The 10037-nt window shown below is 40.4% G+C and carries 11 protein-coding genes and 1 pseudogene; 3 read left to right on the plus strand and 9 right to left on the minus strand.

The genetic code is table 11. The features are described from left to right. Window positions 1–321: 321 nt before the first annotated feature. A complete protein-coding gene (locus tag WAM07_RS06505) occupies window positions 322–465 on the plus strand; it encodes a hypothetical protein (protein ID WP_175477938.1) in 144 nt (47 codons plus the stop codon). 135 nt (window positions 466–600) lie between these two features. Here WAM07_RS06505 and WAM07_RS06510 read toward each other — a convergent pair. The 9 genes and pseudogenes from WAM07_RS06510 to miaA all read right to left on the minus strand — a co-directional run. Next, window positions 601–856: pseudogene (locus WAM07_RS06510) on the minus strand (IS3 family transposase); the annotation flags it as partial. 90 nt (window positions 857–946) lie between these two features. Next, window positions 947–1495, minus strand: a complete 549-nt coding sequence (locus tag WAM07_RS06515) for a hypothetical protein (RefSeq protein WP_422165729.1) — start codon at window positions 1493–1495, stop codon at window positions 947–949. Between the two features lie 665 nt (window positions 1496–2160). Continuing rightward, window positions 2161–3492: a type I glutamate--ammonia ligase gene (gene glnA, locus WAM07_RS06520; protein ID WP_422165730.1), complete on the minus strand. Its 1332-nt coding sequence runs from the start codon at window positions 3490–3492 to the stop codon at window positions 2161–2163. Between the two features lie 25 nt (window positions 3493–3517). Then, window positions 3518–3922 (minus strand): MerR family transcriptional regulator, encoded by a 405-nt coding sequence (locus WAM07_RS06525; RefSeq protein WP_422165731.1) that lies wholly within the window; start codon window positions 3920–3922, stop codon window positions 3518–3520. 123 nt (window positions 3923–4045) lie between these two features. Continuing rightward, entirely contained in the window at window positions 4046–5308 is a 1263-nt protein-coding gene (locus WAM07_RS06530) for an aminotransferase class I/II-fold pyridoxal phosphate-dependent enzyme (RefSeq protein ID WP_422165732.1), read from the minus strand. Between the two features lie 18 nt (window positions 5309–5326). Continuing rightward, a complete protein-coding gene (hflX, locus tag WAM07_RS06535; RefSeq protein WP_422165733.1) occupies window positions 5327–6562 on the minus strand; it encodes a GTPase HflX in 1236 nt (411 codons plus the stop codon). An 80-nt stretch (window positions 6563–6642) separates the two neighbouring features. After that, window positions 6643–7581 (minus strand): AAA family ATPase, encoded by a 939-nt coding sequence (locus tag WAM07_RS06540; RefSeq protein WP_422165734.1) that lies wholly within the window; start codon window positions 7579–7581, stop codon window positions 6643–6645. Between the two features lie 131 nt (window positions 7582–7712). Further along, a complete protein-coding gene (gene hfq, locus WAM07_RS06545; protein ID WP_014643362.1) occupies window positions 7713–7937 on the minus strand; it encodes an RNA chaperone Hfq in 225 nt (74 codons plus the stop codon). Between the two features lie 45 nt (window positions 7938–7982). Next, window positions 7983–8912, minus strand: coding sequence for a tRNA (adenosine(37)-N6)-dimethylallyltransferase MiaA (gene miaA, locus WAM07_RS06550; RefSeq protein WP_422165735.1), 930 nt, complete (start codon window positions 8910–8912; stop codon window positions 7983–7985). 185 nt (window positions 8913–9097) lie between these two features. On the opposite strand from miaA, the gene WAM07_RS06555 reads away from it, so the two are divergent. Together WAM07_RS06555 and WAM07_RS06560 are read left to right on the plus strand one after the other, a co-directional pair. Then, on the plus strand, window positions 9098–9457 hold the full coding sequence (locus WAM07_RS06555) for a helix-turn-helix domain-containing protein (RefSeq protein WP_014643360.1): 360 nt from the start codon (window positions 9098–9100) through the stop codon (window positions 9455–9457). 154 nt (window positions 9458–9611) lie between these two features. Further along, window positions 9612–9824 carry a hypothetical protein gene (locus tag WAM07_RS06560; protein ID WP_422165736.1) on the plus strand — a complete coding sequence of 71 codons (213 nt, stop codon included), beginning with the start codon at window positions 9612–9614 and terminating at the stop codon, window positions 9822–9824. The last annotated feature ends 213 nt before the right edge of the window (window positions 9825–10037 follow it).

Consider the following 10037-nt stretch of genomic DNA (forward strand, 5'->3'; position numbering starts at 1 on the left):
ATTATTGGCAACGTAAAGGGTTAAAATCATTGAATTAACGTTGAATTTTATGAAACCGCCGTATACGGAACCGTACGTACGGTGGTGTGAGAGGACGGAGGTTAGTCACCTCCTCCTACTCGATCATTTTCCCCATTAAATACCGCTAAAAAGCCCATTAAAAATAAGTTCTTATTCCGTTCTTCCTCCACATAAGATTTAGTTTCCTTGAAAAGAGTTTGTTTATTAAATGTTTGTTTCAGGGTACTTAAGTTCAAAAGTCTTACCGTAATTAAGGTCATCCGTAAAGCTTGACCTATAATAGATAAGGAGCTGATTAATATGGGATTAAAATCAAAGCTCTCAAAAATCCTTAGAATCTGGAACGACGTGGATGCTGTTCGTAATAACCGAATTGGCCAGCGAGTCGGCAGGAGAGCTGCAGGTAAAGTCAGTGGAAAACTCATTCGTAAGATATTTAAATAGACTATTATTACTGTAAACAGGTAATATTAGCCCTTATGCCTACTGGAGTGACACAGTTAAATAAGACTTAATAAAACACCCAGGCTGCCGTAAATCTGAATTCAATTGGAGTTTGGCAGAGGACGGAATTCTTCCGGTGAAGTGAAAGGATGCGATGACGGCATTATCAAAGCAGTTCTCTCGTCGGAACACACTTTGATAATGCCTCTTTTCTGTCTTCTTCTTTAAATTCAGGGACGTGTACTGCGAACCTTCATCGCTATGAAGGATCACTTTATAGGACATCACGCCCTTCGCAATTTTTCTTCAACTTATCTAACTCGAAGGATGTATCTTTTTTATCAATGATAGAGTAAGAGAGGATTTCGTTATTATATAAGTCCATAATCGTGATGTTTTATTACATCTAATTTCAGTGGTCACCCTACACCTCAGAAGGACTTTTATTTTTATGTTTATACATCTTTGCTACTCGTTCTATTTACTTAATACCGTTATTTCTTAAGTACTCAATTAAAGCGAACAAAATTTGCTCTTTACGTTCCTTATAATTAGTGTCCATCTTGATACGCTGGCTACTAAAGAGAAAAGCATCATGCAAATAAAAGATGCGAGGCGTAGCTTGCCAAGTATGTTCTGTAATCCTATTCCATATATAAATTTCAAATTTTTCGGAATAGTTTTTTTGTTTAATGCAGGAGCGTACGTCCGTTTTTTTAACTTCAACAGATCCTTCGAACATATTTTTGCGAGCAATTTCCCACCACATTTCCGCTCTATAAAATTCTCGGACATCATCTTCTTTCGCAACATTTGTTGTATTAGATTCTTGCATTTCATTAATCAGTGTACGTTCCTCGATAAACGACCATAGATCATCTTTATTAATTCGCCAGCCGTCCTTTCGCGTTGCCGGTTCTACGCCTTTAATAGTGCCATTTCGCAGCCACCGTCGAAGGCTCTCCTTATGTGTCGTAATTTTATATTGCTTCAATTTTTCCAGTGCTTGGTCGACAGTATATTGTTCCATTCTACATCCCCTAACAAATCAATTGTTGTATATAAATCATAACACAACACGTGTTGCGATACACTCAAAAGTGGGTTGTATATGAGGTTTTCGCATGATTTTATTTTAAAATCACGTATCAAACTCAACATGCTGAACAATGTCGTATTTGATACACGCCATTTTAAATAATCCAATTTTTCGAGGATAATTTTATAGCAAGTAGGCTAACTGCTTGAAGAACAAAATTTTCAGAGCATGGTTGAATGCCCTGAAAATCGAAATATATGAATCTTAACTAATTCATCTACAAATCCAGGAAGAACTTTTTACTCCTTATAAAATCGCTGAAGGCTGGTTGTTATTGTAAAAATCTTTTTTCACTTATATTTGCCTTCTACAAATACAAGGTTATAGTCGTAGACATCATATTGTTTCCTTTATAGTCTTTTAAAAATTTGACTTCGCGTTAGTTTGAGTATTTTCGTTTCGCTAGTTTAATAAATACAAGTGGTCTGCCATAGGGGCCGTGGTTATAGTGGAAGAATGGATGACTTCATTATAAACGGAAGGATATCGTAATCTTCGGGTGAATGTGGTGTGAGGTAAAAGATAGAACATCTTACTTTTCGTCCCTTGATATTAGAAAAAGCCCCAGCGCTTAGAGCGCCAGGGCTTGATGAGGATTAATATGTTTGTAGATATTGTTCGCGCTCCCAAGGGTGTACTTGCGTACGGAACATGTCCCATTCAATTTCTTTTGCTTCAATAAAGTGTTCAAACAGGTGCTCTCCAAGAGCTTCGACCATAATTGGATCTTCCTGCAGTTCTTCCAGGGCATTGAAGAGCGTGGCAGGCAAATCCTTAATGCCGTGCGCTTCACGTTCCTTCTTGTTCATCACATAAATGTTGCGGTCAACTGGAGTTGGGGCTTTTAGTTTATTCTCCACACCGTCAAGACCTGCTGCTAATAACACAGACATAGCCATATAAGGGTTTGCGGCAGGGTCTACGCTTCTTACCTCTATACGAGTGCTTAATCCACGGGAGGTAGGAACACGTACAAGCGGACTGCGGTTCTGGCCGGACCAGGCAACGTAGCAAGGTGCTTCATAACCAGGTACCAGACGTTTGTATGAGTTTACCGTAGGGTTTGTGATAGCTGTAAAGTTTGTGGCATGTTTAATGATCCCAGCTGTAAACTGATAAGCAACTTCGGATAACTCTTTATCACCATTTTTGTCGTAAAAAGCGTTTCCATCCTCATTAAACAATGACATGTTTGCATGCATCCCGGAACCGTTCACACCAAATAAAGGCTTTGGCATGAAAGTTGCGTGAAGACCGTGCTGACGAGCGATCGTTTTTACAACTAGTTTAAATGTCTGAATATCATCACAGTGTTTCACAGCATCTGAGTATTTGAAATCAATTTCGTGCTGCCCTGGAGCCACTTCGTGGTGGGAGGCTTCTATTTCAAATCCGATTTCTTCAAGTTCAAGAACAATATCCCGGCGGCAATTTTCACCTAAATCAGTTGGAGCGAGATCGAAATAACCACCCTTGTCGTTCAGTTCCATCGTTGGTTCGCCTTTTTCATCAAGTTTAAACAAAAAGAACTCAGGTTCTGTACCTATGTTAAACGCGGAAAAACCAAGCTTTTCCATTTTCTTGATGTTACGTTTTAAGTTATAACGTGGGCACCCTTCAAAAGGAGTCTTGTCCGGGTTGTAAATGTCACAAATGAAACGTGCTACTTTTCCTTTTTCAGATGTCCAAGGAAAGACCACGAATGTATCCAAATCTGGTACTAAGTACATGTCAGATTCCTCGATGCGTACGAACCCTTCGATAGATGAACCATCAAACATCATCATACCCTCTAAAGCCTTATCCAGTTGACTAAGCGGTATTTCGACATTTTTGATCGTCCCCAGCATATCCGTAAACTGCAATCGAATAAAACGGACATTTTCCTCATCAAGTTTCTTGTAAATTTCTTCTTTGGTTAACCCCATAATTCCAGTCTCCTCTCAACACAATTTAATGGAAGAATCTAGATAATTCCCCCTGCCTAATTCCAAGTTTACCTTGTCTTCCCGCGGTGAAAAGTTCTTGCTGCAGCATACGACGCAGTTCTTTTTCAGTTAGTTCACTATGAACTTCCTCTACTCGTTTCTCATCATATGCCTCGTTCTCCGGCTGATCTGTCAGCTTAAGAACCTGCTTTATCCCTGCCATATTAACGCCTTGTTCAATGAGGGCTTTAATTTCCAGCAATCGATCTACATCATTGAATGAAAACAGCCGGCGGTTCCCTTCTGAACGGGCTGGTTGTACTAGCTGGTGCTGTTCATAATAACGGATCTGCCGGGCAGAAAGGTCTGTCAGTGATTGAACAATCCCCATCGGGAATAACGGCATAGAACGACGAATTTCATCACTCATCGATGTGCCTCCTCCCCATAAGAATGATACTGATTTAATTATACGATAAGTAAAGGATATGTCAACATATGTGAGGAATGTTCACACAAATATAGTTTAAAAGCGATAAAGTAAGAAAAAATCTCATTCGCTGGTTGAACTCACCCTTACATACCCTTCTTCTAGAAGGCGTTCGATTGCTGCAGTTACAGCTATTTTCACGTGTGAATAAGTTAACCCGCCTTGCACAAAAGCCGTGTAAGGAGGTCTTATAGGGCCGTCAGCCGTAAGCTCAAGACTCGCCCCCTGAATAAAGGTTCCTGCTGCCATGATGACATGATCATCATATCCTGGCATAGGACTTGCCTGCGGGCTGACGTGTGAATTCACTGGAGATGCTTGTTGAATGGACTGGCAGAACCGAATCATTTGCTCAGCAGAATCAAAATTAACAGACTGAATTAAATCGGTACGGACAGCATCATGGGAAGGGTTCGTGCTAAAGCCAAGCATCTTAAGAAAGTGAGCCGTAAACACAGCCCCCTTTAGTGCTTCTCCTACTACATGAGGCGCTAGAAAGATACCTTGATACATTTCCTGAAGACTATTGAGGCTCGCTCCTGTTTCTTTACCTAACCCTGGGGCTGTTAACCGGTAGCTGCATAGTTCAATGAGTTCTTCTTTGCCGGCTATGTAACCGCCCATTCTAGCGATTCCGCCTCCGGGGTTTTTGATTAATGACCCGGCGATTAAATCAGCTCCTGCTTCAAGCGGCTCTTTCATTTCCACAAACTCTCCGTAGCAATTGTCGACAAAAATGATGATGTCACTTTTCACTTCTCGGATTCGTTCAATTATAGAAGAGATTTGTTTTATAGTGAATGACGGCCGATCCTCATATCCTTTTGAACGCTGAATTCCTATCATCTTCGTAGCAGAAGAGATGGACGAAAGGATTTCCTCAACCTGAAAATCTCCCCCCCTGGTTAAAGGTATGGACTGATAAGAAACCCCGAAATCTCTAAGCGATCCCATATCCTTTTTCCGGCCTGTCCCTATAACATCCCTGAGGGTGTCATAGGGCTCACCTGTGATATATAAAAGTTCATCCCCGGGACGGAGTACGCCGAATAATGTTGTTGTAATAGCATGGGTTCCTGAAATCAATTGCGGCCGGACAAGGGCATCTTCAGCCCCGAAAATTTCTGCATACAGAGATTCTAGTGTCTCTCTCCCAAAGTCATCGTATCCATAACCAGTGGTGGGGTTAAAATGAGAATCACTCACTCTTAATTTCTGGAAAGCACGAAGTACTTTGCCCTGATTAAATTCAACAATTTCATCAATTCGTTTATGCTCTGGTATTATTTCTTGTTCACTTTGCATTTTAATGGTTTGGATATTCATGACGGTGTCTTCCTAACTTTATAGTATCTGGTGTCTCAACGGGTGCTCTGGATGTATAAATCCGTGAATAGCATACCCCTCTTTATCTTCGTAGAAGTTCATGCTTGTAATCATGCTAAACTTTTTAAATTGCTGAAGTCGTTTACCTTCTGAGGCAGGAATAAACACATCGTATTCATGCCACTCTTCCTTTAGTACAACTTCTACTTTATCTAAAATCCTCTTTAAATCAATCCGGTCATGTACACTTACGGTTAAGGATGGATGAGTTTCGGGTATAAAATCCTCTCGAAGTAAATCCTTTTTATTATAAACCGTAAGCATTGGCAACTGACCCGCTCCTAATTCATCAAGCAGCCGCAAAACTGTTTTTTCTTGCTGCAGGTGGTCAGGATGAGAAGCATCCACCATATGCAGAATAAAATCAGCTTCTGTCACCTCTTCAAGTGTGGACCTGAAAGCAGCAATAAGCGTGGTCGGCAGGTCTTGAATAAAACCTACAGTATCGGAAATAAGGGCTTGAAATCCTGATGGAAGACTCATCTGCCTCGTCAAAGGGTCGAGAGTAGCAAACAACAGATTTTCTTCATATGAATCACTTTCCGTCACACGATTAAAAAATGTGGATTTCCCTGCGTTGGTATAACCTACAATCGCAATTTGAAAAGCCCGGTTTTCTTTACGACGCTGGCGATACTGTTCCCTCTGCTTGACTACAGAGTTCAAACGCTTCTTAATATCATCGATTCTGCGTCTTATGTGACGGCGATCGGTTTCAAGTTTTGTCTCTCCAGGACCACGTGTTCCGATTCCCCCGCCCAATCGGGAAAGCTCTGTCCCCTGTCCTGCCAGACGAGGCAATAAGTACTGCAGTTGGGCTAATTCTACTTGAAGTTTACCTTCCTTAGTGCGTGCGCGGCTGGCGAATATATCTAAAATAAGCTGACTTCTGTCCAGCACACGTCTTTCAACTTTATCTGAAATATTCCTAAGCTGGCCAGGAGTAAGCTCGTCATTAAAGATAATTAGCTCAGCTTCTGTTTCCAAAGCTGCAGCTTTTATCTCTTCTAACTTCCCTTCACCCAAATATGTAGCCGGGTGTACCCGGTCCCTTTTTTGTGTAATAACTCTGCATACATCTCCATCCGCAGTTTCCGTTAACGAATGGAGTTCCTCAAGTGAAGAGTTAAACCGCTTTTCTTCCTCGTTAGGATCTTTTCTGGCTACTAGGATCACTCGCTCTTTACCTTGCATAATTCCACCTTCTTTTCTATATACCTGAATGATTCCATTCCTATCATACCAAAAAGTACCGTAGATAGATAACGGTACCATTATGGGGACGGAAACGGGTTCGTTATCGAAAAATCTTCCGCTTCTAAAGTCATTAACGCTGCTTTCTTTTGATTTGGGCTGCTAATTACCCGCCAGGCGTGTTTGCGTATAGCTTCTTCTATTACATTACGTACATATCGAGCGTTCGAAAAATTTCCGGCTTTACGGGAACAAACATAGGTTAAATGCTGATATAATTTTCTTTCTGCGTCAGCTGTCAGACAATAATCGCGATCACGGATCATGCCGTGAGCAATAGCTGCTAATTCGGAGGCGGAATAATTCGAAAAAGATAGCTGGATTGGAAAACGGGAGGCTAAGCCGGGATTAATTTGTAAAAAATCATCCATTTCATCTGGATATCCGGCTAGAATGATAATAAATTGATTATGGTGATCCTCCATGCATTTCACTATCGTATCAATAGCTTCCTTTCCGAAGTCCTTTTCCCCGCCTCTCGCCAAAGAATAAGCTTCATCAATAAAGAGAACGCCACCGAGTGCCTTATGGATTAAGTCTTTTGTTTTTTTTGCTGTATGGCCTATATATTCTCCAACAAGATCACTGCGGTCCACTTCTATAAAATGCCCCTTCTCAAGCACTTCAATTTCATAAAAAAGCTGGGCTACCATTCTGGCGATTGTTGTTTTCCCTGTACCCGGGTTTCCTTTATAAACCATATGGAGTACCTGTTGATCAGATTTCAAACCTAGTTCTTTCCTTTTATGAGCAATTAATACCTGAGCGTAAATTTCCTTAATACGAACTTTCAAATCCCCAAGACCCACGATCGATGAAAAGAAATCATCAATTCTACGAAAAGGTGTTAAAGGCTGCTCTTTAGGGCGAACGTGCTGGATGGGCACAGCTTTAGACTTCGTATCATTAAGAACAATGTTAATTGTTCCTGGCTTAGCTGTTTTTGCTTGCGAGTGCACATGGATCCCTCCTCGTTTCCATTCATCATACGCATTTAAAACCAAACCTGTGACAGCAGCCTATTTAACAGTGGCCAATAAACGACCAAAATAAAAACGGACGCTTAAACAGCGTCCGTTCTTTTAAAATTCTATTCTTTCTCCAATGAAACGTTTTTCATCGGAGCAAACGTTGAAATGGCATGTTTGAAAATTAATTGCTGCTTCCCATCGGTCTCGAGAAGGACAGTAAAATTATCAAATGCCTTAACAGTCCCCCGAAGCTGGAAACCGTTAAGCAGAAAGACAGTCACTTGCATACGTTCTTTTCTCAGTTGGTTTAAGTAGTTATCTTGGATATTTACGGATTGAGCCATGGATTTTCCTCCTCTATTCTATCTGTATTAGTACCTTTCTATTTCTCACTTCATCATTCCTGCTAAATCATTTAAAATTGTTTCAAATTTCTCCTCGTACCCCTGCTCTGAAATCGAATACCAATGGACATTCATTTTATTACGAAAATAAGTGTACTGCCTCTTAGCATAGCGTCTGGAATTTCTTTTGAGCAGCTCTACAGCACGATCCAAACTGTATTCTCCATTAAAGTATGGAAGAAACTCTTTGTAGCCAATTGCCTTCATCGCCTGTGTATGTTCATAACCTTTATTGTATAAGCCTCTCACCTCAGCGATTAATCCTTCTTCCACCATATGATCCACCCTGCGATTAATTCGGTTATACAACTCTTCTCTTTCCATCTCAAGACCTATAATTACAGGGCGGAAAGGTGATTCATTGCTTTGTTGTTTCTGATAATCGCTCATCACTTTGCCTGTGGTTTCATAAACTTCCAGCGCTCTTAATACACGCCGTTCATTGTTTGGGTGGACTTTTTTTGCCTGCTCAGGATCAACCGATTGCAAACGTCGGTACAGAGCTTCCATACCATACTCGCAAGCTTCCTTTTCCAGGCGCTTGATAACCTGCTCATCCCTTTTTTGCTCAGAAAAATTAAAATTATAAAGCGTAGCCTGTATGTATAATCCGGTCCCGCCAACAATCACTGGCAAATTCCCCTGAGAGCTGATCGTACGTATGAGGTTTTGAACCTTATCCTGAAATTCAGCTACAGAAAAACTTTCGTCGGGTTCTTTTATATCAACCAAGTGATGAGGAATACCTTGCATTTCCTGTTCCGTAACCTTCGCCGTTCCAATATCCATCGATTTATAAATCTGCATTGAATCTCCGCTGATGACTTCCCCTCCAAAACGTTTCGCAATTTCAACCCCAAGTTTTGATTTACCAACAGCCGTAGGACCAACTACAGAAATGACTAATGGCTTCATCTTTCACACCTCCATCACTGATACCCATTATACATGAAACGCATAGGAATCATACCTCAGAGCATATACTAACGGATTACGTTACTAACACTAACGTAATCCGTTAGTATAAATCAAAATATTCGTTAGTTATACTATCGAGATTCGTTAGTTTGTGTTATAGTATAAAAAAGGAGGCGTCCACAGTGGTTCATGAAAGAATTCGTTCACTAAGAAAAAATCGAAGGTTAACCCAATCGAACTTGGCTGAAAAGGTCGGTGTCTCTCCGCAGGTCGTGTCAAATTGGGAAAGGAATTACACTTCCCCTGATTTGAGTGATTTAACTAAAATTGCTCACGCGCTCCAAACCACTGCCGATTACTTACTGGGTATGAGCGATGAAAAAGAAGATGAAATTAGAGAGATCAAACAGCTTCTTGAAACGAAAGGGTATGACAAACCAGTTTTTTTTGATAAAAAAGCCTGGTTCGGCATCCAGCCTGATGACATAAAACAAATCGATAATTACTTCCGATTCTTATTACAGCAAAAAAATATATCGTAAGCCCCCTCCCCTATAGACCGGAAAAAAGCCAACATTAATTGACCATAAACAGATTATGTCAATTAATGTTGGCTTTTTATTATTTAAACCATATCCATAAACAGGAAATGATTAGCTTATGTCGAATCCTAGTATTAAGGAGGAGATATTCTTTATGGATGCTAAAGAAAAATTTAAGGCGCAAAAAGTGAATTTGCAGTGTCCTCATTGTAATAAAGATATGGAGATTGGAACCAGTGCTGTCTTTGAAAATAACCATACTATCACCTGCCCAGTATGCCAGACTAAAATTCACCTGGAAAATTCTGAAGCTTTAAATAAGCTAAGAAAACAATTAGACGGGTTAAAGAAATGGACTAGATCTTAAAAAAAGGCCAACACCTTTGTATAGGTGTTGGCCTTTTCAGCTTGTTGAGAAACAAAACTTTATCGGAGTTTTAAATCCATTTTTTTACATTTACTTCTTATGTATAAGGGATTGGACAGTTGAAGAGAGAATCTTACTCTCTTTTTATCAATAGGAGAACCATTTTCTTTATATTTTGCGCAGTGGCGGTCATGTGGGCCTGTTCTTGGACAC

The sequence above is a fragment of the Halobacillus sp. genome (assembly GCF_049282395.1).
GTDB lineage: Bacteria > Bacillota > Bacilli > Bacillales > Halobacillaceae > Halobacillus.